Origin of the sequence: Limnohabitans sp., assembly GCF_038134685.1 — a bacterium.
Taxonomy (GTDB): domain Bacteria; phylum Pseudomonadota; class Gammaproteobacteria; order Burkholderiales; family Burkholderiaceae_C; genus Limnohabitans_A.
Window position 1 is genome coordinate 64,868 of sequence record NZ_JAYPVP010000003.1, and the last position, 25,555, is coordinate 90,422.

At 60.5% G+C, this 25,555-nt stretch carries 20 protein-coding genes, 1 tRNA gene and 1 pseudogene; 8 read left to right on the forward strand and 14 right to left on the reverse strand.

The features are described 5' to 3' along the window. Positions 1–3: 3 nt before the first annotated feature. From ahpF to AAFM15_RS02170, 4 genes are all read right to left on the reverse strand, one after another. The gene (ahpF, locus tag AAFM15_RS02155; RefSeq protein ID WP_341685054.1) at positions 4–1,566 is read right to left on the reverse strand and encodes an alkyl hydroperoxide reductase subunit F; all 1,563 of its coding nucleotides are present in this window, start codon (positions 1,564–1,566) and stop codon (positions 4–6) included. A 153-nt stretch (positions 1,567–1,719) separates the two neighbouring features. Then, positions 1,720–2,283 carry an alkyl hydroperoxide reductase subunit C gene (gene ahpC, locus AAFM15_RS02160; protein ID WP_341685055.1) on the reverse strand — a complete coding sequence of 188 codons (564 nt, stop codon included), beginning with the start codon at positions 2,281–2,283 and terminating at the stop codon, positions 1,720–1,722. Positions 2,284–2,402: 119 nt separating this feature from the next. Next, entirely contained in the window at positions 2,403–2,807 is a 405-nt protein-coding gene (locus tag AAFM15_RS02165; RefSeq protein ID WP_341685056.1) for a DUF423 domain-containing protein, read from the reverse strand. After that, on the reverse strand, positions 2,804–3,514 hold the full coding sequence (locus AAFM15_RS02170; protein ID WP_341685057.1) for a methyltransferase domain-containing protein: 711 nt from the start codon (positions 3,512–3,514) through the stop codon (positions 2,804–2,806). Before AAFM15_RS02170 ends, AAFM15_RS02165 begins: the two co-directional genes overlap by 4 nt. A 119-nt stretch (positions 3,515–3,633) precedes the next feature. Between AAFM15_RS02170 and AAFM15_RS02175 the strand changes: the two genes are divergently transcribed. Continuing rightward, the gene (locus tag AAFM15_RS02175) at positions 3,634–3,753 is read left to right on the forward strand and encodes a DUF3149 domain-containing protein (RefSeq protein WP_341685058.1); all 120 of its coding nucleotides are present in this window, start codon (positions 3,634–3,636) and stop codon (positions 3,751–3,753) included. Between the two features lie 89 nt (positions 3,754–3,842). Further along, complete coding sequence (locus AAFM15_RS02180) at positions 3,843–4,601, forward strand: 3-hydroxyacyl-CoA dehydrogenase (protein ID WP_341685059.1); 759 nt, start codon at positions 3,843–3,845, stop codon at positions 4,599–4,601. Between the two features lie 63 nt (positions 4,602–4,664). Here the strand turns inward: AAFM15_RS02180 and acs are convergent, their stop codons facing one another. Continuing rightward, positions 4,665–6,629, reverse strand: coding sequence for an acetate--CoA ligase (gene acs / locus AAFM15_RS02185; protein WP_341685060.1), 1,965 nt, complete (start codon positions 6,627–6,629; stop codon positions 4,665–4,667). A gap of 157 nt (positions 6,630–6,786) precedes the next feature. Here acs and AAFM15_RS02190 point away from each other — a divergent pair, with 157 nt between their 5' ends. From AAFM15_RS02190 to murI, 3 genes are all read left to right on the forward strand, one after another. Next, positions 6,787–7,389 (forward strand): YqhA family protein, encoded by a 603-nt coding sequence (locus tag AAFM15_RS02190; RefSeq protein ID WP_341685061.1) that lies wholly within the window; start codon positions 6,787–6,789, stop codon positions 7,387–7,389. A gap of 20 nt (positions 7,390–7,409) precedes the next feature. Further along, the gene (locus AAFM15_RS02195; RefSeq protein WP_341685062.1) at positions 7,410–8,960 is read left to right on the forward strand and encodes a fumarate hydratase; all 1,551 of its coding nucleotides are present in this window, start codon (positions 7,410–7,412) and stop codon (positions 8,958–8,960) included. Between the two features lie 84 nt (positions 8,961–9,044). Further along, entirely contained in the window at positions 9,045–9,902 is an 858-nt protein-coding gene (gene murI / locus AAFM15_RS02200) for a glutamate racemase (RefSeq protein WP_341685130.1), read from the forward strand. Between the two features lie 170 nt (positions 9,903–10,072). Here the strand turns inward: murI and AAFM15_RS02205 are convergent. From AAFM15_RS02205 to AAFM15_RS02230, 6 genes and pseudogenes are all read right to left on the reverse strand, one after another. Beyond that, positions 10,073–10,258 (reverse strand): annotated as a pseudogene (locus tag AAFM15_RS02205) (LLM class flavin-dependent oxidoreductase); the annotation flags it as partial. Next, the gene (locus AAFM15_RS02210) at positions 10,255–11,559 is read right to left on the reverse strand and encodes an MFS transporter (RefSeq protein ID WP_341685063.1); all 1,305 of its coding nucleotides are present in this window, start codon (positions 11,557–11,559) and stop codon (positions 10,255–10,257) included. The pseudogene AAFM15_RS02205 and the gene AAFM15_RS02210, both read right to left, overlap by 4 nt. A gap of 32 nt (positions 11,560–11,591) precedes the next feature. Next, positions 11,592–12,212, reverse strand: coding sequence for a DUF6806 family protein (locus tag AAFM15_RS02215; RefSeq protein ID WP_341685064.1), 621 nt, complete (start codon positions 12,210–12,212; stop codon positions 11,592–11,594). A gap of 13 nt (positions 12,213–12,225) precedes the next feature. Then, positions 12,226–12,314: transfer RNA gene (locus AAFM15_RS02220), tRNA-Leu, on the reverse strand. A 24-nt stretch (positions 12,315–12,338) separates the two neighbouring features. Next, positions 12,339–14,954, reverse strand: coding sequence for a cation-translocating P-type ATPase (locus AAFM15_RS02225; RefSeq protein WP_341685065.1), 2,616 nt, complete (start codon positions 14,952–14,954; stop codon positions 12,339–12,341). Further along, entirely contained in the window at positions 14,944–15,966 is a 1,023-nt protein-coding gene (locus AAFM15_RS02230; protein WP_341685066.1) for a sodium:calcium antiporter, read from the reverse strand. Before AAFM15_RS02230 ends, AAFM15_RS02225 begins: the two co-directional genes overlap by 11 nt. A 53-nt stretch (positions 15,967–16,019) precedes the next feature. On the opposite strand from AAFM15_RS02230, the gene AAFM15_RS02235 reads away from it, so the two are divergent. Then, on the forward strand, positions 16,020–16,532 hold the full coding sequence (locus AAFM15_RS02235) for a YeeE/YedE family protein (RefSeq protein WP_341685067.1): 513 nt from the start codon (positions 16,020–16,022) through the stop codon (positions 16,530–16,532). After that, positions 16,529–16,963: a DUF6691 family protein gene (locus tag AAFM15_RS02240; RefSeq protein WP_341685068.1), complete on the forward strand. Its 435-nt coding sequence runs from the start codon at positions 16,529–16,531 to the stop codon at positions 16,961–16,963. Before AAFM15_RS02235 ends, AAFM15_RS02240 begins: the two co-directional genes overlap by 4 nt. Positions 16,964–16,978: 15 nt before the next feature. Here the strand turns inward: AAFM15_RS02240 and AAFM15_RS02245 are convergent, their stop codons facing one another. The 3 genes from AAFM15_RS02245 to AAFM15_RS02255 form a co-directional block, all read right to left on the reverse strand. Continuing rightward, positions 16,979–17,959: an alpha-E domain-containing protein gene (locus AAFM15_RS02245; protein ID WP_341685069.1), complete on the reverse strand. Its 981-nt coding sequence runs from the start codon at positions 17,957–17,959 to the stop codon at positions 16,979–16,981. Between the two features lie 33 nt (positions 17,960–17,992). Beyond that, positions 17,993–19,444, reverse strand: a complete 1,452-nt coding sequence (locus AAFM15_RS02250; RefSeq protein ID WP_341685070.1) for a circularly permuted type 2 ATP-grasp protein — start codon at positions 19,442–19,444, stop codon at positions 17,993–17,995. Between the two features lie 70 nt (positions 19,445–19,514). Further along, positions 19,515–22,037 carry a DNA internalization-related competence protein ComEC/Rec2 gene (locus AAFM15_RS02255; RefSeq protein ID WP_341685071.1) on the reverse strand — a complete coding sequence of 841 codons (2,523 nt, stop codon included), beginning with the start codon at positions 22,035–22,037 and terminating at the stop codon, positions 19,515–19,517. A 99-nt stretch (positions 22,038–22,136) separates the two neighbouring features. On the opposite strand from AAFM15_RS02255, the gene AAFM15_RS02260 reads away from it, so the two are divergent. Beyond that, positions 22,137–25,547: a transglutaminase family protein gene (locus AAFM15_RS02260; protein ID WP_341685072.1), complete on the forward strand. Its 3,411-nt coding sequence runs from the start codon at positions 22,137–22,139 to the stop codon at positions 25,545–25,547. Positions 25,548–25,555 lie beyond the last annotated feature (8 nt).

Consider the following 25,555-nt stretch of genomic DNA (forward strand, 5'->3'; position numbering starts at 1 on the left):
TGTTCAGACAGCCTGCGGCAAACGGATCAAGTGATCAAAAGCACTGAGTGCAGCCTTGGCACCTTCACCCGCGGCGATCACGATCTGTTTGTAGGGCACGGTGGTGCAGTCACCAGCAGCAAACACGCCTGCTACGTTGGTGTGACCTTTGGCGTCCACCACGATTTCGCCGAACTTGCTCAGCTCCACCGTTCCCTTGAGCCACTCGGTATTGGGCACCAGGCCAATCTGTACGAACACACCCTCCAATGCCACATGGTGCTCGGCGCCAGTGGCGCGATCACGATAGCGAATGCCATTGACCTTGCTGCCGTCGCCTGTGATTTCGGTGGTCTGGGCATTGGTGTGCACCGTCACATTGGGCAAGCTGTTGAGCTTGGCCACCAACACGGCATCGGCCTTGAGGTGTTCGGCAAACTCGATCACGGTCACGTGTTCGACGATACCGGCCAGGTCAATGGCCGCCTCAATGCCTGAGTTTCCACCACCAATCACCGCTGTGCGCTTGCCTTTGAACAAGGGGCCATCGCAGTGCGGACAATAAGCCACACCTTTGTTTTTGTACTCGGCTTCGCCAGGCACGTTCACATTGCGCCAGCGAGCCCCGGTGGACAGGATGACGGTCTTGGCCTTGAGTGTGGCGCCGCTTTCGGTCTGAATCTGCACCAGCCCATCGGCGCCGGCTGGCACCAACTGGGCTGCACGTTGCAGGCCCATGATATCCACACCGTAGTGACGCACCTGCGCTTCCAATGCAGCGGAGAATTTGGGGCCATCGGTTTCCAGCACCGAGATGTAGTTTTCAATCGCCATGGTGTCGTTGGTTTGACCGCCCATGCGCTCGGCAGCCACACCGACACGGATGCCCTTGCGGGCGGCGTACACCGCAGCAGCAGCCCCAGCGGGGCCACCACCGACCACCAACACATCAAATGCTTCCTTGGCGCTGAGCTTGGCGGCTTCACGGCTGGACGCAGCGGTATCGAGCTTGGCCACGATTTCTTCCACACTCATGCGACCCGAGGCGAACACCTCGCCATTGAGAAACACCATCGGCACAGCCATGATCTGGCGCTCTTGCACTTCCTTCTGGAAAGCCCCCCCCTCAATCACCACAGTCTTGACCTTGGGGTTGAATATGGCCATGAGCGACAAAGCCTGCACTACGTCCGGACAGTTGTGGCAGCTCAGGGACATGTACACCTCGAAGTTGAAGTCACCGTCCAAGGCCTTGATGCTGTCGATCACGTCTTGCTCGACCTTGGGCGGGTGGCCGCCGGTCCACAGTAGTACCAGCACCAACGAGGTGAACTCGTGGCCAAGCGGCAAACCTGCAAAGCGCACGCCCAGGGTTTCGCCAGCCCGTGCCACCACAAACGAGGGCTTGCGTGCGTCTGTGCCACTGGTGTCGAGCGTGACTTTGTCGGACAGGCTGACGATGGTCTCCAGCAAGCTCTTCATGTCCACACCGGTCTCGCTGTCGTCCAGCGAAGCAATCAACGTGATGGGTTGGCGCAACAAACCCAGATATTGCTGCAGTTGGGCTTTGAGGGTGTCGTCCAGCATGGTTTTCTCCTTTTTCAGGGTGCAGAAATCCTGAGCCATGCGCTTGTGACGCTGGCCCCTGAGTTTCAAGGGTGGGAAATCGTTGAGTACAGCGCACGGATCGAGCCATGCGCTGAGGTCAACGCCCTGCATGCAGGGCGTAGGCTGACAGATTTAGATCTTGCCAACCAGGTCGATGGAGGGAGCCAGGGTCTTGGCGCCTTCTTTCCACTTGGCGGGGCACACTTCACCGGGGTGAGCGGCGGTGTACTGAGCAGCTTGCAACTTGCGCAGGGTCTCGGAAACGTCACGAGCGATTTCGTTGGAGTGCACTTCCATGGTCTTGATCTGGCCATGGGGGTTGATGATGAAGGTGCCGCGCAGCGCCAGGCCTTCTTCAGGAATGTGCACGCCGAAAGCGTTGGTCAGCACGTGGGTGGGGTCGCCGACCAGGGGGAACTTGGCCTTGCCCACAGCAGCGGAGGTCTCGTGCCACACTTTGTGAGAGAAGTGGGTGTCGGTGGTGACGATGTACACCTCGGCACCGGCTTTCTGGAAAGCCTCATAGTTGTTGGCAGCGTCTTCGATTTCGGTGGGGCAGTTGAAGGTGAAAGCAGCCGGCATGAAAATCAGGACGGACCATTTGCCCATCAAGGACTGCTCGGTGACTTCAACGAACTTGCCGTTGTGAAAAGCTTGAGCCTTGAAGGGCTGGACTTGGGTGTTGATCAGAGACATGGATTTTCCTTTCGAGGGTTACAAGGTTTGGGAACTGACAATGACCGTAATGGTATCGGAATAAAAGCAATAGAATAGACCTTATCGATTGATATTCACTATTAGTCCAATAGCGAGTGTCAAGCCCGAATAGCAGCCCACAACACGCACAGCCACCCCAACATAAAGGCGCCACCACCCCAAGGTACCAAACCCCGTGTGGCTTGCCAGTCCAACAACAGACGCACGTCAATGTTGATGCTGAAAAGCACAATACCCGTCGCAAACAACCCAGCTGCAGCGCACCAGGCTGTACGCTTGTTGCTGTGTGAACTCCACACCAGTGCCACCAGCATCGCCAACGCATGAAACTGCATCATCTGCTGCGCCGATGCAAAGCTGGCAGGAATGCCTTGGGCAAACACAGGCAAATGGGCGGCCATCGCCCCCAGCACCACGCTGGCCAAAGCAGACAGCGCTGCAAATACAGCCAGCAAGCGAGCAGGCAAAGAGAGTCGCCGAGTCGAATCCAGAAAAGCACTCATCCTTCAATCTCCTGAACTTTTTCGAACACCCTGACCAGCATAGGGCGGGTAAAGTCCGCACCGTTGTCATCACAGTGCGGTGCAAACGCCTGAGCAATTCGCACCAGCAAGTCCGCGTCAATGTCCAGATCAATGAACGTAGGTTTGAGCATGCGGGACTCGAACGCAGCAAAGTCCGCAAAATGAACAGGCTGCGTGAACCGAACCGCCTCGCGTTCTTGCCACAAGCCTTGGCGTGTGAGCCTGTCGAGTGCAGCTTGCGCGGCAGCGCGCACCACACCTTCGTCGTTGTAGAGGCGAACAATCTCGTTCAACGCGCCAGCGTATACCGGCTCGGACACATAAAGCAAACCGTCCGGCTTGAGCACGCGCCAGATTTCCTGCAGGGCCTGATCCATCTCAGACACCGGCACATGGTGCAGTGACTTGAGCATCATGGCCGCATCAAAACTCGCGTTCTCAGCCGGGACTTGGGCTGCAGATGCAAGTTCAAAGCGCATCCCGTCTACAGGCTCTTGCGCATTACGAGTCATGGCCCGCTCATCAAGATCAACCCCAAAATAACTTCTTCCGGGGACTTGTGCCATCCATTGCCGAGCCAACCGCGCGCGGCCACAGCCCAGCTCAAGCAAGCTTTGAACACCCGTTCCAAGACAACTCTGCAAAACCTCCAACTCATCGAGCACCACTGCCCCCTCATGACTCATACATGCTCCAAATGTTGATCTTGCTCAATATGCCGCAGCATAGCGCCACAGGCTTGCGATAGATCATGCTTCATGACTGAAATCGGATTGAAATGAACACATCCCAACAGGAGATGACCATGAAAGCATTGATCGACCTCTTTTCCACTGACTACGGCCTGATGAGCCTTGCGGGCATTTTGTTCATGATTGGCATGGGCGTGTTCTTTGTCCGCTTGTTCTTGAACAAGATCAAGTAATCCGGGCACCTGTCGCTGCCTTTCCTGCATCCATGCATAATTGACGTTTACGTTAACGTCAATTGAATCCATACACCAAGGAGCGAGACATGGACATTCAATGCAAGGTTTTCATCGTCACTGGCGGTGCATCGGGACTGGGCGAAGGCACGGCACGCATGCTGGCGGCCAACGGCGGCAAGGTCGTCATTGCTGACATGCAGGCCGAAAAAGGCGAAGCCATCGCCAAAGAACTGGGCGGCGCCTTCGTCAAATGTGACGTCAGCAACGAAGCCGACGGCCAGGCTGTAGTGGCCAAGGCCGTGTCCATGGGCAAACTCATGGGTTTGGTCAACTGCGCAGGCATCGCCCCTGCCGAAAAAACGGTGGGCAAAAATGGCGCTCACAGCCTGGCGGTTTACACCAAGACCATCACGGTCAACCTGATCGGCACCTTCAACATGATTCGCCTGGCCGCCGAGGCCATGTGCAAGAACGAACCCGAAGCCACCGGCGAGCGCGGCGTGCTGATTTCCACCGCCAGTGTGGCCGCCTACGACGGGCAAATTGGGCAGGCCGCCTACGCAGCCTCCAAAGGCGGTGTGGTCGGCATGACACTGCCGATTGCCCGTGACCTGGCACGCAACGGCATTCGCAACATGACGATTGCCCCCGGCATCTTTGGCACGCCCATGCTGTTTGGCATGCCCCAAGAAGTGCAAGACGCACTGGCCGCTGGTGTCCCCTTCCCCAGCCGCCTGGGTACCCCGCAGGACTACGCCCGCCTGGCCAAGCACATCTTTGAAAACGACATGCTCAACGGCGAAGTGATCCGCCTGGATGGGGCCATTCGTCTGACTCCAAAGTGATCACGCCTGAGCGGACAACAAAAAAGCGCCCGCGGGCGCTTTTTTGTTGAACTGATTCGAAGATCAGTAAGCCTGGCCCAGCTGGCTCAGGATGTGCGGGTTCTCCAGGGTGGAAGTGTCCTGCGTGATTTCCTCGCCTTTGGCCAGCGAACGCAGCAGGCGGCGCATGATCTTGCCGGAACGGGTCTTGGGCAGGTTCTCGCCAAAGCGGATGTCCTTGGGCTTGGCGATCGGGCCAATTTCCTTGGCGATGTGGTCGCGCAGTTGCTTGGCAATCGCTTTACCCTCGTCGCCGCTGGGCAGGGCACGCTTGAGCACCACGAAGGCGCAAATCGCCTCGCCGGTGGTGTCGTCAGGACGGCCCACCACAGCAGCTTCGGCCACCAGCTCAGTGCAGCTGACCAGCGCAGATTCGATTTCCATGGTGCCCATGCGGTGACCGGACACGTTGAGCACGTCATCGATACGACCGGTGATGGTGAAGTAGCCGGTGTTTTCATCGCGGATCGCGCCGTCGCCAGCCAGGTAGTACTTGCCCTTGAAGTCGTCGGGGTAGTAGGACTTCTTGAAGCGCTCCGGGTCGCCCCAGATGGTGCGGATCATGGAAGGCCATGGACGCTTGACGACCAGAATGCCGCCTTGGCCGTTGGGCATGTCTTCACCGGTTTCGCTGACGATGGCAGCCTGAATGCCGGGGAACGGCAGCGTGCAGGAGCCCGGCACCAGAGGAGTTGCGCCAGGAATGGGGGTGATCATGTGGCCACCGGTCTCGGTCTGCCAGAAGGTGTCCACGATGGGGCAGCGGCCGCCGCCCACGTGCTGGTGGTACCACTCCCAGGCGGCTGGGTTGATCGGTTCGCCCACCGAGCCCAGCAGGCGCAGGCTGGAGAGGTTGTAGCTCTTGGGGTGCACGGCGTCGTTGGCTTCGGCAGCCTTGATGAGCGAGCGGATGGCTGTGGGGGCGGTGTAGAAGATGGAGACTTTGTGATCCTGGATCATCTTCCAGAAGCGACCAGCGTCGGGGTAAGTGGGCACGCCTTCGAACACGATTTCGGTACCACCCAGTGCCAAGGGACCGTAGGTGATGTAGGTATGGCCCGTGACCCAGCCGATGTCGGCCGTGCACCAGAACACGTCGTCTTGTTTGAGGTCGAAGGTCCACTTGGTGGTCAGGGCTGCGTGCAGCAGGTAGCCGCCGGTGCTGTGCTGAACGCCCTTGGGCTTGCCGGTGGAGCCAGAGGTGTAGAGCAGGAACAGGGGGTGCTCGGCCTCGACCCACTCAGGTTCGCAGGTGGTGGCTTGCTTATCGGCCAATTCGGCCATCCACTGGTCACGGCCAGCGGCCATGGCAATGTCCATGGTGCCGCGCTTGACGACCAGCACGTTCTTGATGGAGTCGCAGCCGCCCAGGGTCAGGGCTTCGTCCACGATGGCTTTGAGGGGCAGCTGTTTGCCGCCGCGCACCTGGCAGTCGGCAGTGATCACGGCCACAGCACCAGTGTCTTCGATACGGTCACGCAGCGCCTGGGCCGAGAAACCGCCAAACACCACAGAGTGAGTCGCGCCGATACGGGCACAGGCTTGCATGGCCGCCACGCCGTCGATCGACATGGCGATGTAGATCATCACGCGGTCGCCTTTTTTGACGCCAATGCTCTTGAGGGCGTTGGCGTATTGGCAGGTCTTGGCCAGGAGCTGGCTGTAGGACACCTTGGTCACTTCGCCGCCATCGGCTTCAAAAATGATGGCGGTCTTGTCGCCCAGGCCGCGCTCGATGTTGCGATCCAGGCAGTTGTAGGACACGTTGAGCGTGCCATCTTCAAACCATTTGAAGAAGGGAGCATTGGACTCGTTGAGTACCTTGGTGAAAGGCTTTTTCCAGCTGATCAGCTCTTTGGCCAGGCGCCCCCAGAAACCTTCGTAATCGGTCTCGGCTTCTTTGCACAGGGCGTTGTAGGCCTCCATGCTGGGGATATAAGCGTTCTTGGCAAAGGCTTCGCTGGGTTTGTAGAGTTTGTTTTCGCTCATAGTGATTGTCTCCTGAATGACAAAACAAATATAACCTGCGCACTGTCATCGCTGGCTCTTACAAAGCACTGACTGACAGACAACTTGCAGTCGATCTCTCTGCGCCCGAAGCCACTGGCCCTAAAATCAAGGTTTATTTCGCGCACGCTTTTTTCGTATGCAAGAACCCACCCGCAAAAGCCCACTACGCCCCCTGCCCAACCTGATTTTCGCCAGCCGTTGGCTGCAGCTGCCTTTGTACCTGGGCCTGATTGCAGCACAGGGCGTCTATGTGTTTCATTTCTGGGTTGAGCTGGTGCACTTGCTCGAGGCCGTGTTCGGCAACCAGCACGCGCTGGACATTTTGGTCAGCAGCATTGGCTACAAGTCGGATGCCCCCGTCACCAGCTTGAATGAAACCATCATCATGTTGGTGGTTTTGGGTCTGATTGACGTCGTCATGATCTCAAACCTGCTGATCATGGTGATTGTCGGTGGCTACGAAACCTTTGTCTCCCGACTGAATCTGGAAGGTCACCCCGACCAACCCGAATGGCTGGACCATGTGAACGCGTCCGTACTCAAGGTCAAGCTCGCCACAGCCATCATTGGCATCAGCTCGATCCATCTGCTCAAGACCTTCATCAATGCCGCCAATTACGACGAGAAAGTATTGATCTGGCAAACCGTGATCCACATTGCCTTTTTGTTCAGCGCCATGTCGATTGCGCTGGCCGATCGCCTGCTGCCCCACCACGGGCCAGCCAAAGAACACCATTGATTTTTAACGCGAGTACCACCATGACCGTCATCAAGCAAAACGACCTGATCGAATCCATCGCGGGCGCCCTGCAGTACATCAGCTACTACCACCCCGCCGACTACATCGAGCACCTGGCCCGCGCCTATGAGCGCGAACAAAGCCCGGCTGCCAAGGACGCGATGGCCCAGATCCTCACCAACAGCAAAATGAGCGCACTGGGCCACCGCCCGATCTGTCAGGACACCGGCATCGTCAACGTCTTCCTCAAGGTCGGCATGAACGTGCGCTGGGAAGGCTTCACCGGCAGCCTGGAAGACGCCATCAACGAAGGCGTGCGCCGCGGCTACATGAACCCCGACAACGCCCTGCGCGCTTCGGTCGTTGCCGACCCGCTGTTTGCCCGCAAGAACACCAAGGACAACACCCCCGCCGTGATCTTCACCGAGATCGTGGCGGGCGACAAAGTCGACATCACCGTGGCGGCCAAGGGCGGCGGCTCCGAGAACAAGTCCAAGATGATCATGATGAACCCCAGCGACAACCTGGTCGACTGGGTGCTCAAAACCGTGCCCACCATGGGCGCCGGCTGGTGCCCGCCAGGCATGCTGGGCATCGGCATTGGCGGCACGGCTGAGAAGGCCGTGCTGCTGGCCAAGGAAAGCCTGATGGACGACCTGAACATGTACGAGCTGCAGGCCAAGAGCGCCCGCGGCGAAAAGCTCGACCAGGTCGAAGAACTGCGACTGGAACTGTTCGAGAAGGTCAACGCCCTGGGCATCGGCGCGCAGGGCCTGGGTGGCCTGACCACCGTGCTGGACGTCAAGATCAAGATGTACCCCACCCACGCTGCCTCCAAGCCCGTGGCCATGATCCCCAACTGCGCAGCCACCCGCCACGCCCACTTCGTGATGGACGGCTCGGGCCCGGTGTACCTGGACGCCCCGAGCCTGGACCTGTGGCCCAAAGTGGACTGGCAGCCCGACACCGAAAAGAGCCAACGTGTGGACCTCAACACCCTCACCAAAGAACAAGTGGCCAGCTGGAAACCCGGCCAGACCCTGCTGCTCAACGGCAAGATGCTCACCGGCCGCGACGCCGCGCACAAACGCATCCAGGACATGCTGGCCAAAGGCGAGCAGTTGCCGGTGGACTTCACCAACCGCGTGATCTATTACGTCGGCCCGGTCGACCCCGTGCGCGATGAAGTCGTTGGCCCCGCAGGCCCAACCACCGCCACCCGCATGGACAAGTTCACCGACATGATGCTGGCCAAAACCGGTCTGATCGCCATGGTGGGCAAGGCCGAGCGCGGCCCGGTCGCCATCGAGTCCATCAAGAACCACAAGTCGGCCTACCTCATGGCCGTGGGCGGCGCCGCTTACCTGGTGTCCAAAGCCATCAAGGGTGCCAAGGTGGTCGGCTTTGCCGACCTGGGCATGGAGGCCATCTACGAATTCGACGTGGTCGACATGCCCGTGACCGTGGCGGTGGACGCGGGCGGCACCAGCGCGCACATTACCGGCCCGGCCGAGTGGGAAAACCGCATCGCCAGCGGCGAGTTCAAAGGCATTGCGGTCAAGGCCAATTGATTCATTTGCCCGTCACTGCAGCGAAGCGTGGCAGTCCATGTTGAGCCCAAACACATGGATCACCACGCCGCTTCACGCCTCGTGATGACCGCGCCCAACCGTGCCCCCATCGGGGTGTTTGACAGCGGCATCGGCGGTCTGAGCGTGTTGCAGTCGCTGCTGACTGCCCTGCCCCACGAGCACTTTGTGTACCTGGCCGACAACGGCCATGCACCCTATGGCGAAAAAACCGATCTGTTTGTGCGCCAACGCTCACTGGCGATTGCGCAGCACCTGATCGAACAACACCATATCAAGGCTCTGGTGGTGGCCTGTAACACAGCCACAGCCGCGGCTATTCACGAGTTGCGCACACACTACCCGCATCTGGTCTTGATTGGTGTCGAGCCCGCGCTTAAACCCGCAGCGCAAAGCACGCGTACCGGTCGTGTTGGCGTCATGGCCACCCGTGGAACTGTAGGCAGCGAAAAATTCGCTCGCCTGCTCGCCAGCATGGACCCGGCTACACACTTCGAAGTCAAGGCCTGCAACGGTCTGGCCTTGGCGATTGAGCAAAGCACCCTGCCCGCACATGCCGAGCAAGCCCAGGCGCAAGTGAGCCAACTGCTCAGACAATACATCCAGGAGCTAGGCGAGTTTGGCTCGGCCCCTGGTCAGATGGATACGCTGGTGCTAGGTTGCACCCACTATGTGTTTGCGCAAGAAGAGTTACAACAGCTGGTGGGCGGTGAAGTGCGACTGATGTCGACCGGCGAAGCCGTAGCGCGCCAGACACATCGACAGCTGGAAGCTGCAAGCCTGCTCAGCCCTCAGGCTGCACCAGCCCAAGCCCACGGGCGCGTGGCGCTGTACACCACTGGTGATTTATCGGGCTTGAAAGCAGCCGCCCATCGCTGGCTGCAACTGCCAGCCGGCGACTGCCACCTGGCCAGCACGATTTAACCCTCCATCTACTGCAAAAAGCCCGCTGCAATATCGAGCGCCCGCAAGCGCAGTGCGGGGTCAAATATGTCGCACACCAGCATCAACTCATCGGCTTGCGTGGCGCAAAGTGGGACGCAAAGGCATAGGGCAAACCGCGCTGCGCCGCAAGCTGCGCAGAAAACAGGCTCGACCAGTACTGCAGTGGAAGAACACGCCAGCCCCGGCATATTTTGGTGCTCAGCCAACCAGTAGCGTGTAAAGCCCAGCTGCTCGGCGTGCTGTGCGGTTTGCACGGCGGTGGCAATGGCTTAAGCCACCGTACTGCCTTCGCGCACGGCCACAAGGTCCAGCATGGAAAGTTGTGTCTTGGTCATAAGTTTTGATGGTCTTGCGCCTTGCGGTGCCCACGCGCCACATCCACCGGCAGGAGCAGCAACAGGCCCAACGCAAACAACACCGCAGTGGACACCATGGCCAGACGGTGGTTACCACCCGTCAACCAGGTGATGAGACCATAGGACAACGGCCCCACAATGCTGGCCAGCCGAATGGCAAAAGTCCACAACCCGAAGAACTCGGCCAAGCGCACAGGCGGCACCAACATGCCGGCCATGGCACGACCCGCAGATTGGCTGGATCCCAGAAAGACACCTGCAATGGCTGCCGCCACCCAGAACATACCCTTGGTGGTCGACGCTGCAGCCAAAATACATGTAAGGATCCAACCCACAATCGTCCAGCCGAGGGCACGCTTGTGACCCACCACATCTTGCACATGGCCAAACACCAGGGCGCCGAGAAATGCAGCGATGTTGAGCACAAAAATCAGCACCATCGTTTCCTGCGGGGCAAACCCGATCACCTGCTCCGCGTAAATGGCTGCCAATGAAATGGCCACCGCCACACCCGCCTGGTAAGCCACTGCGCAGGCCATCAGCTGCCGGAAATCGGTATACCGTCGGCTCTCACGCCAAGTTTGGCGCAATTGGATCAAACTGGCTTTAAAGCTTTGTCCTTGACTGCTTGGGTTGGGGGCACTGTGCTCCTTCAACAACCAGAAAGTCACGCTGGCCGCAGCAGCGTACATGGCAGCCGTGATCAGCATTGTCACCGGCACAAACTGGGCTGCACTTTCCTGTCTGGCCTGCGCCGAAAGCACATAAGCCAAACAAATACCCAAAGTCAACATCCCCCCCAGGTACCCCAGTGCCCAACCCCAGCCACTGACCCTGCCCATGGCCTGTGGCCGCGCCAGCTCAGGCAAAAAAGCCGCTGTCAACGATTCGCCATAGGAATAAAAGGTGTTGGAAACAATGAGCAGCAACAAACCCAGAGCCACCTGCCCAGGACCGACCAGCGCCAAAGCTGCGGTCGAGGCCACACAGGCCACGGTGCTGATGAGCAACAGTCGTTTTTTGGCGGCATGCCGATCAGCCCAGGCCCCCAATGCCGGCATGGTGATCATCACGATTGCATACGAAACGCTCAGGCCCAACGTCCAGGCCAATGTGGCCCAGCTGGCCCCTCCCGCCAAACTACCCACAAAGTAGGCCGCAAACACCGCGGTGATGACCACGGTGGTGTACCCTGAGTTGGCAAAGTCGTACATCGCCCAGCCCAAAAGCTCCCGGGGCTTGACGCCCGGGTTCAGGCTGTTTGCAAACAAGGATTTCATGGCCGTGCTGGAATGCGTGGGGCCAGTGCGGTTCAGTGCAAATGGCGTGGGCGACGGCCACCGCCACCATGCCCGTTATTGCCGCCGCGCGGCGAGCGCCCCAGGTCCAGTGAACTGACCAAGTCGTTGAAACGATCGCTGAACAATTTATCGATCTCGGAGACCACACCACCCAATTGCGAGGCGTCAAAGTGACGCTCCATCATGTTGACCACGTCGTGCACCAGCAAGTCGCGCTGCGCCTGCATGATGGCCGCGGGGTCTGGCCCCACGAACAGCATCACGAAATCATCGCGTGCCTCTGCGCCACCGGCCTCGTCTTCGTCGTCAAATTCGGCATCGTAGAACGTGACTTCGATCTGCGCACCGGCTGCAGACAAGTCGTTGAGGTTCATGCACAGTTCATCAAGCACCTGGCGAAAATCGTCGTCGCCACGCACCGTCCAGCACATCTGCAGCTTGTGGCCAGCGGCATCAAAGCGCAAGCCGGGCTCTTCTTCGTAGAGACTGACCGCGCCCTCGCCCAGCGAGCGGGCGCCAGCGTATTGCCACAAGGGCTTGAGCGCGTCCTGCACAGCGGCTGCGGAGACCTCTGCGCGCAAAGGGACATCGCCGTGAACATGGATTTCGTAAGGGGTGGAGTAGCTGGGCATGATGGTCTTCCTGTGGTGCCCCGGACCGGAATCGAACCGGTACGCCCGTTAAAAGGCGGCAGATTTTAAGTCTGATGTGTCTACCAATTTCACCACCGGGGCACGCCCTCTATTGTGCCTGCAAGTTCAGCGCTTATAGATCCAGCCGCGCCTGACCATGGCCTTTTCGATCTCCACCGCCACAAACAGCACCCCTGCAAGCCCAAAACACAGCAGTAGCTCAAAGGCGGAAAGTGGCGCCGTCTTGAACACCTGATGAAGCCAAGGCACATACAGCACAGCCATTTGCAAACCGACACTCAGCAAAACCACTACAAACAAAGGCTTGTTGGACAACAGGCCTTGCGAAAACAGGCTTTCGCGTTCACTGCGCACAGCCAGCACATGCCCCAGCTGCGACAGGGTCAAGACGGTAAACACCATGCTTTGCCAATGCGTCCCTGCCCTCTCCATTGCCCAGGCTTGAGCCAGTACACAAAGACCTCCCATGAGCAGGCCTGCCCAAACCGTATGCTGCCAAATGCCTAGCGCAAAAATGCTTTCCTGCGGTGGTCGTGGCGGCCGCTGCATGGCTCCGCGCTCTGCCGGTTCACCCGCCAAGGCCAAGCCCGGCAAACCATCGGTCACCAGGTTGATCCATAACAGATGGATCGGCAGCAAAGGTATTGGCAACACCAAAAACGAGGCCAGAACCAGGGTCCAGATCTCGCCGGCGTTGCTGGGCAGGGTGAATTTGACGAACTTTCGGATGTTGTCGTAGATGCGCCTGCCTTCGCGAACCGCGTGAACCAGGGTGGCAAAGTTGTCGTCCAGAAGCGTCATGTGCGCGGCCTCGCGGGCCACGTCCGTTCCGCCCTGTCCCATGGCAATGCCGATGTCTGCCCTCTTGAGCGCTGGCGCATCGTTGACGCCATCACCTGTCATGGCCACCAATTCGCCTTGCTCTTGCAGCGCCTGAACAATTTTGATTTTTTGCTCGGGGTTGAGCCGTGCATACACCCGTACCTGTTTGACTTCACGCTCAAAGTCAGGCAATGACAGGGCTTGCAACTCACTGCCGGTCATGACCTTGTCGTTGCCGTCCATGATGCCCAGACGTCGGGCAATCGCCGCCGCGGTGGCGGGATGGTCGCCCGTCATCATCACCACACGAATGCCTGCAGCCTTGCAGGCCGCCACAGCCTCTTGTGCTTGCGGACGCGGTGGATCGATCAGCCCCACAAAGCCCAGAAAGCTCAGTTCGCACTCCGAGGCATCCAAATGGCCCGATGCTGGCAAGCCCGGTAACGTGCGGCACGCCAAGGCCAACACGCGCAGCCCTTGCCGGGCCAAGCCCCTGGCCTGCTCATGCAAAGCCGTGGCATCCAGATGCCGGCCACCTGTGCCGCCCCACAGCTGCGTGCAGCGCGGCACCACAGCCTCTGGCGCGCCTTTGACAAGCATCAGCACCTCATCACCATCCTGATGGAAAGTGCTCATGCGGGCACGCTCTGCACTGAACGGCAGCTCAGCGAGCCGTGGCCAGTGTCGACGATCCTGCTCCGGAGTCCAACCTTGCCCCGCAGCAAACTCAAGCAAAGCCGTTTCGGTGGGGTCCCCCACCCATACGCCCTGGGCGCCTCGCACGGCATCGTTGCATAAGTTCAAAACCTTGCATGCCTCTCGCTGCGCTTGAGCATCCGCAACGTCCAGCACATCCACATGCATCCGGTTCACCGTCAAGGTCCCGGTTTTATCGCTGCAAATGGTGGTGACCGATCCCAGGGTCTGTACCGCAGGCAAGCGCCGTATCAAGGCTCGGTAGCGAACCATGCGCGCGGCCCCCAAAGCCAAGGTGATGGTGACTACAGCAGGCAAAGCCTCAGGAATCGCAGCCACCGCCAGGCTGATGGCGGTCAGCAACATGGTCATGGGCATCTCGCCGCGCAACCAGCCAGCCAGGAACAACACTGCACATATGAACAACACCGCTACTGACAGTTTTTGCCCAAACGCGGCCAGCCGCTTTTGTAAAGGTGTTTTACCAACTTCCTGGTCCAGCAAGGACGCAATCTTGCCCAGCTCTGTACGCATGCCCGTAGCCACCACCAGCCCACGTGCACGCCCATATGCCACGGTGGTGCCTTTGTAGGCCAGGTTCAGCCGGTCGCCCAGCGCCAGGTCGCTCGACTGCAGTGTGGACAGGCTTTTTTCCACCACCAAAGACTCCCCCGTCAAGGTCGACTCATTGACCCTGAAGGACCACAAGTCCAGCAAGCGCAGATCCGCCGGCACAATATTTCCCGCCTCCAGATCGACCACATCGCCGGGCACCAGTTGCGTGGCATCGATCTGCCGCACCAGCCCATCGCGCACCACGCGGGTCTGCAGCGCCATCATTTGTTTCAGGGCCAGCATGGCCCGCTCGGCCCTGTACTCCTGCACAAAGCCCAACACCGCATTGAGAACCACAATCACGGCGATCGCCACCACATCCTGTGGCTCACCGATCAGTCCCGCAATGATGGCAGCAACCAGCAACACCAGGATCATGAAATCGGTGAACTGAGCCAGCAAAATACGCAAAGGATGCCGCTGCCCGGCCTCAATCAAGGCATTGGCACCCACATGCAGCAGCCGCGTCTGCGCTTGCGCAGTGGTCAATCCTTGATGCGCATCGCTGCCCAGTTCGCGCAGCAGGTCTGCCGGATCGTGCAAATGCGCGTCGGTTACGACCGCCTCAGGTACAGGTTCAGTGGTCATGCAGGTACATGAACAAAGTGTTCAGGATGTAAATGGCAAACAGCAGCAAGCTGATCCAACTCACTGTACGAAACGCTTTGGACACCGGACGCAAGATCAAGCCCACCACGGCCACACCACTCATCATCATGGCCGAGAAAGCAGAGACAGCGTGAGCAATCGACACATCGGAAAACAAGGGCCCAGGCAAATACGCCAGGTCATCCACGGCCAGGATGACCATGTTGAACAAATTGCTGCCAAAGAGGTTACCAATCGCCATGTCCACCGAGCCCATGCGCAAGGCTGCCAGCGTCACCGCCACTTCAGGCGCCGAAGTAATGGCCGCCACAAACAAGGTGCCCACGAAACTTTGCTGCCACTGCATCGCTTTGGCCAGCGCTTCTGCCACAAAGGGCAACAGCAAGGACGTCAACACCACGGCTGAGGCAGCCACAAGGTAGCGCCCCATGACTGCTCCCAGCGTCAAGCTGGCCAGCTCCGGGCTGTCGTCAGGGGCGGCGTCCGGCACCTGCTGCAGCTCATAGCGGTACAGCGAGCGCAAAGCCAAGGCATACAGCAGCACCAACAAAGGCGTGTACCAACCGACGTGACCCAAGGCCGGCACGCCCGCGTCGCGGTAGAACAGCAAGTTAAACCCCACAAAGCCAATCAGCGCAATGCTGTAGCCCGCAGACACCACATTACCCAAGCGGGCACGGGTAAAAATGGATTCTTTGCGGTACAGCAGATCCAACACCACAATGAGCAGCAGGTTGAAGACGCAACTGCCCATCACACTGCCCACTGCAATATCGGGCACTTGGGCTACTGTGACAGCAGACAAGCCACTGACCAACTCGGGCAAGGACGTCACCGTAGCCAACAGCACCAGCCCCACCCAGGTACGCGACAGGCCACTGATCTGTGCAATCACATCGCCGTAGTAGCACAGCTTGTAGCCGGCGTACCCGATGACACCCAGGCACACCGCCAGCAAAAACCAGATCAACCACACGTTTTGCACAAGCACTTTACTTACCTCGCATACGCCCGAGTGTAGGCCGTCCGCAAAATCGACACGTTTTGGCACAATCTAGCTACTCCCGAACCTCCCAAACAACCATGCAAACATTTTTCCCACACGGCTGGGGCCACTACCTGGCTGGCGGACTGCTCATTGGCGCAGGCGTCTCACTCATGTTTTTGCTGCTCGGCCGTATCGTCGGCATGAGCACGTTTTTCAGCTCCAGCTGGTCTTATGTCTCGCGCCTGCCCTACTTTCAACAAGCCCCTTTGGTGCAAACCCGTTTGTGGCGCCTGGTCTGTGCGATTGGCCTGGTTCTGGGTGCAGGTTTGTGGTGGTGGCTGTCTGGCCCTGAACAGGCCCAGCACACCCTGGTCAGCCCGGCCCGGCTGTTGGTGGGCGGCTTGCTGGTTGGCTACGGCTCACGCTTGTCCAATGGCTGCACGTCCGGCCACGGCATTTGCGGCCTGGCCAGCCTCTCGCGCCCCTCGCTGGTGGCGGTGCTGATCTTCATGGCCGTGGCCATTGTCACCGCCCGCGTATTTGCGTTCATCAGCGGAGGTGCCGTATGAAGCGCTTGCAACCTTGGGTCGCCATGTTGGTGGTGCTGGCCGGCGGCATGCTGTTTGGCTACGGCCTGGCCCTGTCCACCATGATTTCGCCCGAAGTGGTGCTGGGCTTTTTGACTGGCAACGACTATGGACTTACCCTGGTCATGGGCGGCGCAGTGGCCATCACCCTGGTGTGCTACCAGCTGGCCCCGCGCTGGATGGACAGCCCTGTCATGGACAAGCAGTTCATGCTGCGCGAAGCCAAGCTCGACCGAGACACCGTGCTGGGCTCGGTCATTTTTGGCCTGGGCTGGGGGCTGTGCGGCGTGTGTCCTGGACCGGCCATTGCTGGCCTGGGCGCAGGCAATATGGACATGCTGTGGGCACTGACCGGTATTTTTGCGGGCGCTTACCTGCAAGGCTGGTGGGCCAACCGCAAATCGGCCGCCTAACACCCACTAAAACCATCAGCCCAAAGGCTGCGGCATCAAAAACTCGCGGCTGATGCGCGCACCCAGCACATTCACGCGTTCCAGAAACTGCGTCAGGTAGGCGTGCAGGCCGGTGGCCAGAATTTCGTCAATGCAGCCAAACGCCAGTTCGGCGCGCAGGCGACCTGCATGGCGCAAGGTCTGGCTGGCGCTGTCGGAAGTGACCATGCTCAGGTTGCTCATGACTTCGTTCATGCTGGCATGCAATGAGCGGGGCATGTCCGGTCGCAAGATCAACAGCTCGGCCACCCGTTCGGGTTTGATCACATCGCTGTAGACCTTGCGATAGACCTCAAAGCCGCTGACGCTGCGCAAGATGGCACTCCAGTGGTAGAAATCAAACTCCTGCGCGGACTCAGGTGCAGCCATTTCAGGCACAGGTGCGCCAAAGTAGTCGCCCTTCATGGCGTGAAACTTCACATCCACCAAACGCGCGGTGTTGTCCGAGCGTTCAAGAAACGTGCCCAGGCGCATGAAGTGCAGTGCCTCGTCCATCAGCATGGTGCCCACGGTGACGCCACGCGAGAGGTGCGAGCGGAATTTGACCCACTCAAAAAACTGACCAGGGTCACGCTCGAACTCACGGGTCTTGAGCATGCGGTTGACCTCCAGCCAGGTCTGGTTCTGGGTTTCCCACACTTCGGTGGTGAGGGTGCCACGCACGGCGCGGGCGTTTTCGCGGGCGGCGCGCAGGCACGACACGATGGACGAGGGGTTGTCCTCGTCACGCACCATGAACTGGGTCACGCCTTCGGGCGTGATCTCGCCATGCAACGCCCGATAGGACGGCAGCAGCTCGCTGATGGACAAAATACCTTCCCAGCCCGCCTGCGCAGCAGCGGCAGACTGCGGCAGCATGGAGGTTTCGTAGCTCACGTTGAGCATGCGGGCCGTGTTCTCGGCGCGCTCCATGTAGCGCGACATCCAGAACAAATGATCGGCGGTTCTTGACAACATCTTGCGGTCCTTCGAATCTGTAATGGGGTGCGCTCAGGCTTGCAAAATCCAGGTGTCTTTGGTGCCCCCGCCTTGCGAGGAGTTCACGACCAAAGAGCCCTCTTTCAAGGCCACGCGGGTCAGGCCACCGGGCACCATTTGCACCGTGCGACCACTGAGCACAAAGGGACGCAAATCAATGTGGCGAGGCGCAATGCCGCTGTCCACATAGGTCGGGCAGCTCGACAGGCTCAGCGTCGGCTGGGCGATGTAACGCGAGGGATTGGCCAGCAGCGCTGCGCGGAATTTCTCAATCTCCGCCTGGCTGGCGGCAGGACCAACCAACATGCCGTAGCCTCCTGCCCCGTGCACCTCCTTGACCACCAGGTCTTTCAGATTGGCCAGGGTGTACTGCAGGTCCTCGGGCTTGCGGCACATGTAGGTCGGCACGTTCTTGAGAATGGGCGCCTCACCCAGGTAGAACTTGATCATGTCTGGCACATAGGGGTAGATGGATTTGTCGTCCGCCACGCCGGTACCCACGCCGTTGCAAATGCTCACATGACCAGCCTTGTAGGCCTCCATCAAACCGGCGCAACCCAGGGTGGAGTCGGGACGGAACACTTCGGGGTCCAGAAAGTCGTCATCCACACGGCGGTAAATCACATCCACCCGCTTGGGGCCGCGCGTGGTGCGCATGTACACAAACTTGTCCTTGACGAAGAGGTCTTGCCCCTCCACCAGTTGAACACCCATTTGCTGCGCCAAAAACGCGTGTTCAAAATAAGCGCTGTTGTACATGCCGGGGGTGAGCACCACCACCGTGGGCTCGGCCGTGGTGGCCGGGCTACTTGCACGCAAGGTCTCCAGCAGCCAATCGGGGTAATGCGCCACCGGGGCCACGCGGTGGCGGCTGAACAGGTCCGGGAACAGACGCATCATCATCTTGCGGTCTTCGAGCATGTAGCTCACGCCGCTGGGCACGCGCAGGTTGTCTTCGAGCACGTAGTACTCGCCATTGCCTGCGCTGTCCGGTGCCCGCACGATGTCGATGCCACTGATGTGCGAATAGATGTTGTTGGGCACATCCACACCCACCATCTCGGGGCGAAACTGGGCGTTGTTCTCGATCTGGTCGCGCGGGACAACCCCGGCCTTGAGGATCTCCTGGTCATGATAAATATCGTGAATGAAGTGGTTGAGCGCGGTCACACGCTGCACCAACCCGGCCTCCATGCTTTTCCACTCATGCGCGGGAATGATGCGGGGAATCAGGTCAAACGGAATCAAACGCTCGGTGCCGGAGCCGTCTTCATCCTTGTCCCCATACACCGCAAAGGTGATGCCGACGCGACGAAAAATGACTTCGGCCTCTTCCCGACGGGCCTGCATGGTGCCGTGGTCTTGCCCGGCCAGCCACTGGGCATAGGCTTTGTAATGGGACCGGACTTCGCCACTGTCTTTGCCCTCTGGCAGGCGGCTGTACATTTCGTCAAATTTACGCATCGCGTTTACTCCTGCCCAGAGCTTAGCAAGATGCGTACCCGTTTAACTTGACTGCCCTCAAGAAAGCACGTCAAGGTGGTGTGTCGTGCCAATACCGTCTGGCTTGCTGGCGCCAGCAATCGGTGCGCCCGGGCTCATCGCTGCGCCAATGCAGTGCGCCACATTGATCCGTGCGCACCACAGACAAACCCAAAGCGGCATAACGCGCCATGACCGCACCAGCCGGGTGCCCATAGCGGTTCATGTGTCCTGCCTGAACCCAGGACCAGCGCGGATCGACGGCTTGCAAGAATGCCTCGGAGGAAGAGGTCTTGCTGCCATGGTGCGGCACCAAAAGTACATCTACCGGTGCCAACACCGCATGCTCCAGCAGCTGCGCCTCTTGAGATGTCTCGATGTCGCCCGCCAACAGCACTGTACGTCTCCCGTTGGAGATACGCAGCACGCAACTGCCTGCATTGGTTGCAGCCCCCAGTTGTTCATAGCCGGGCAGCGGATACAGGAACGCAAAGCGCACCCCATCGCGCTCCCAACTGCGACCTTGCTCGCATGTGCGCAGCTCACGCACCCGACTGAGGTCTTCAGCTACGGTCATGGAGCTCCAGAGCGTGAGATCCGGGTAACGCATCAACACTGCGCGCACCCCGCCGGTGTGGTCGCTGTCGCGGTGACTGAGCACCAAGTCACGCAAGGGCTCTCGTGATCGGTCCAACCAAGGCACAAGAACCCTTTCGCCAGCGTCGCTGTACTCCGAATAGCGAGGCCCGGTGTCATAAAGCAAGGTGCCCGTCAAGGTCCGAACCAGCACAGCGTTACCCTGCCCCACATCGGGTGCCCAAACGTCAAACTCACCGTAGACCGGCCGTTCAGGCTGCCAAAACAGCAGTGGCAGCAACAAGGGTAGCCCCCACAGACGCAAGGCCATATCCCAAGGCCTCATCAGTAGCCAGGCACCACACAAAGCCGCCGCTGCCACCGGCCATGGCGGTACTGGCCACAACAGTACGGCCGAGGGCCACTGTGCCAGAAGATGCAGGATGTGCCACAGAGGCCACATCAACCAGGCACTGAGGTCCCATAAACCCGGCACCCACACGCCCAGCAAAGCCAGCGGAGTGACCCCGTAGCTGACCCAGGCAATGGCCAGTAAATTGGCCAGCAAACCGACCAGAGACCACTGCCCAAAGAACAACACACTCAATGGCGCCAGCGCCAGCATGATCACCCACTGCTCGCGCAACAACCTTCCAGCAGACACGCCAAACTGGTGCACATGCAACCACAAGCCCGCTTTTGGTGCGCCCGGATGCTGATCATGCGTCACAGACTGCGACTGAGCCAAGACACCAGCCCGCGACAACAGCACGCCCACAGCCACAAAACTCAACCAGAAACCTGGCTGCAACAAAGCCCAAGGGTCAAACAGCAACACCCCAAACGCACACCACAGCCACACCAGAGACCAGGGCCAGCGTCGCCCCGAATGCTGCAGCGCCATCACCATGCCCAGCATGATCACCGTACGTTGCGCGGGCACAGCCCATCCGCTGAACAAAGCGTAGGCCAATCCAATGCCCCAAGCCAGCAGCGCCGCCAGCCCCTGTACTGGCCAGCGCAACACCCAGGGCTTCTGCGCCAGGCCAGGCACTGTACGCACGCTCCAGCGCCACCAACGGAAAACCCAGGCACGCATCAGCCATACCAGCATGGTGATGTGCAAACCCGAGATGCTCATCAAATGCGCGACACCTGTGATCCTGAAAACATCCCAGTCGTCGGGCTGAATGGACGCCTGATCTCCCGTCACCAACGCCGTCAGCACGCCGTACACGGGTTGCAATTGAGGCCAGAGATGTCCTTTGGCCAACAAACTGTCGCGCACCTGTTGACGCCATTGCTCCAGACGGTAGCCCTGTCCTGAAGCGATCAACTCGGGGGCAGGGCCGTCGCGTGTGATGCGCACATAACCGCTTACACGCAAACGCCGCTCCCACATCCACAGCTCGTAATCAAAGCCTGAGGGATTGAGTTGACCATGGGGCGTTTTCAGGCGCAAACGCATGCGCCAACGCTGCCCGACATGGACATCCGGCACAATCAGCACCTGCTCCTCAGCGCTGTCCAAAGCTGAGCGACCGGGATACCAGCTCAGCGACAGACGTTCGGGCATCACAAAACCCGCAGGCAATCCGGGCACCCCTTGTTTAGGCACCAACGCGAACTGCTCGAGTGACAACACAAAACGCAGAGACTGCGCACCGCGTTGGGGCATGTTCGTGACAACACCCTGCACATCGAAGTCTCGCCCTTGGAGTTCGGCAGGCAAAGTGGGCAAGCGCTGAACCGCCAACCAGCCACTCCAGGCCCAGCAGCCCGCCATCACCAGCGGCAGGGCCAGCCAATGCCAAGCTCCACAGGCCAGCCGCATCACCCCCGCAAGCAGCAGCCCCGAAAGCACGAGCGCCCCCATATAGACCGCAGCTTCATACAACTGCGCTTGTTGAAGCTGCAACGCAACCCCGCTCACACCGGCCAAGGCCATCCCATGCCACCAAGCGCGCAAGCCATGGCGTTCTTGCCTTTGTTCAGGCATCTTGCTCCTCCCTGTTGGCCACACCGTCTGGCTGAAAAGAAACTGGCGCGGCTCTTGCTTTATTTGTTGACATTAAAGCAGCACCTACCGAGCCTGTCCATGTCCATCCACGTCGCCCTGCACCACGTCACCGAATACCGCTACGACCGCCCCATCCAGCTCGGCCCCCAGGTGGTGCGCCTGCGCCCTGCCCCGCACAGCCGCAGCCGCGTGTTGTCCTACAGCCTGCGCGTCGAGCCGCAGAACCACTTCATCAACTGGCAGCAGGACCCGTTTGCCAACTACCAGGCACGGCTGGTCTTCCCCGAGAAGACCACCACCTTCAAGGTCACCGTCGATCTGGTCGCCGAGATGGCGGTCTACAACCCGTTTGACTTCTTTCTGGAGCCCTCGGCCGAAACCGTGCCGCTGAGCTACGCGCCCGAGCTGCGCGAAGAACTCGCCCCTTATCTGGTTTGTGCGCCCGAACTGGCGAAGGCCCCGCTGTTCCAGAAGTACTTGGCGGGCATCGGCCGCGAAGAGCAACGCACCATCGACTTTCTGGTGGGCATCAACCAGAAGTTGCAAGGCGACATCGGCTACCTGATCCGGCTGGAGCCGGGTGTGCAGACGCCCGAAGAAAGCCTGAGCAAGCGCAGCGGCTCGTGCCGCGACTCGGCCTGGCTGCTGGTGCAGCTGCTGCGGCACCTGGGTCTGGCCGCGCGCTTTGTGTCGGGCTACCTGATCCAGCTCGCGCCCGATGTGAAATCGCTGGACGGCCCCAGCGGCACCGAGGTGGACTTCACCGACCTGCATGCCTGGTGCGAGGTGTACCTGCCCGGCGCAGGCTGGATCGGGCTGGACCCGACCTCGGGCCTGCTGGCCGGTGAAGGCCACATCCCGCTGGCCTGCACGCCGCAGCCCAGCAGCGCCGCGCCCATCGAAGGCCTGATCGACGAGTGCGAGGTCGAGTTCGGCCACGAGATGAAGGTCACCCGCATCTACGAGTCGCCCCGCGTGACCAAGCCCTACACCGAAGAGCAGTGGGCGCAGGTGCTCCAGCTCGGCGAACAGGTGGACCAGCAGCTGCAGGCGGGCGATGTGCGCCTGACGATGGGTGGCGAGCCGACCTTTGTGGCGGTGAACGACCGCGACGCACCCGAGTGGAACACCGACGCACTGGGCCCCACCAAACGTGGCCTGGCCACCGAGCTGGTGCACAAGCTGCGCGCCGAATACGGCCAAGGGGGCTTTCTGCACTTTGGCCAGGGCAAGTGGTACCCGGGCGAGCAGCTGCCGCGCTGGGCGCTGTCGATCTACTGGCGCGCCGACGGCGAACCCATCTGGCACGACCCGACGCTCTTCGCCGACGAGCGTGACGCCCACCACTACACCAGCGAAGACGCGCGCGTCTTCATGCAGACCCTGACGCGTAAGTTAGGGCTGAGCGACAAATACGTCGAGCCCGGCTACGAGGACACGTGGTACTACCTCTGGCGGGAACGCCGTTTGCCGGTCAACGTCGACCCGTTTGACTCGCGCCTGGATGACGAACTGGAGCGCGTGCGCCTGCGCCGCGTGTTCAAGCAGCAGCTGGACAGCGTGATCGGCTATGCCCTGCCGATCCAGGCCGGCGATGTGCAGCTCGGCGGCCCGCGCTGGTCCACCGGCCCCTGGTTCTTCCGTGACGAGCGCATGTACCTGATCCCGGGCGACTCGCCCATGGGCTACCGCCTGCCGCTGGACACCCTGCCCTGGGTCAGCGAGGGCGACTACCCCTGGCAGATAGAGCAAGACCCATTTGCACCGCGCAACCCTTTGCCCACGGCCACGATCCGAAAACAGCACAACGCAACCTGGGACAACACCCATGGCCATGCGCAGCCTTCACACGCCCACCTTCAGGCCAACACGCTGGACACGCGCTCACCCAGCCGCTTTGAATCCGCCGCCTGGATCACGCGCACCGCGCTGGTGGTCGAAGCCCGCGACCCCATGCGCGCCAATGGGCCCAAAGCCGAGCGCCAGCACGGTGGCCAGGGCTCGCAGCTGTACGTGTTCATGCCGCCGCTCTCGCGCCTGGAGGATTACCTGGAACTGCTCTCGGCCGTCGAGGCCACCGCCAGCACACTCGGCATGCAGATCGTGCTGGAGGGCTACCCGCCGCCACGCGACGCGCGTCTGAAACTGCTGCAGGTCACGCCCGACCCCGGCGTGATCGAGGTCAACATCCACCCCGCGCACAATTGGGGCGAGCTGGTGCAGCACACCGAGTTTTTGTACAAGGCCGCTTTCGAGTCGCGCCTGTCGGCCGAAAAGTTCATGACCGACGGCCGCCACACCGGCACCGGCGGTGGCAACCACATGGTGATGGGCGGGGCCACGCCTGCCGACAGCCCGTTTTTGCGCCGCCCCGAGCTGCTGGCCAGCCTGATCCTGTACTGGCACAACCACCCCTCGCTCAGCTACCTCTTCAGCGGCCTTTTCATCGGCCCGACCAGCCAGGCCCCGCGTGTGGACGAAGCGCGCAACGACCAGGTCTATGAGCTGGAAATCGCGCTGCGCGAGATCGTGGCCAACCGCAAGGTGTATGGCAACGACATGCCCCCCTGGCTGGTGGACCGCACCCTGCGCAACGTGCTGATCGACGTAACCGGCAACACCCACCGCAGCGAGTTCTGCATCGACAAGCTGTATTCGCCCGACAGCAGCACGGGCCGCCTGGGCCTGCTGGAGCTGCGCGCCTTCGAGATGCCACCGCACGAGCGCATGAGCATCGTGCAGCAGCTGCTGCTGCGTGCGCTGGTGGCGCGCTTCTGGGATGAACCCTACACCGCGCCCGTGACCCGCTGGGGCACCGAGCTGCACGACCGCTTCATGATGCACCACTGGATCAAGCAGGACTTTGACGATGTGCTCACCGAGCTGGGCGACTGCGGCTTCCATTTCGATCCGGCCTGGTTCGCGCCGCACTTCGAATTCCGCTTCCCCAAAGTGGGCAATGTCAACGTGGACGGCATGGTGCTCACACTGCGCAACGCGCTCGAGCCCTGGCACGTCATGGGCGAGGAAGGCGCGATCGGCGGCACCGTGCGCTATGTGGATTCGTCGCTGGAGCGCATCGAAGTGCATGTGAGCGGCCTCAACCCCTCGCGCCACAGCGTCACCGTCAACGGGCAAAGCCTGCCCCTGCAGCCCACGGGCGTGGCAGGTGAATGGGTCGCCAGCGTGCGCTACAAGGCCTGGAACCCGCCGTCTGCCCTGCACCCCACGATCGGCGTGCACGCGCCGCTCACGCTGGACATCGTGGACACCTGGATGAAACGCTCTTTGGGCGGCTGCCAGTACCACGTGGCGCACCCGGGCGGTCGCAACTACGACACCTTCCCGGTCAACGCCTACGAGGCCGAAAGCCGCCGCCTGGCGCGCTTCTTCCGCATGGGCCACACCCCGGGGCGCATGGCCGGGGTGCAGCCCACCCTGGGCGTGCCCGCCAGCCGCGAGTTTCCGTTCACGCTGGATTTGAGGTGAAAATGGCT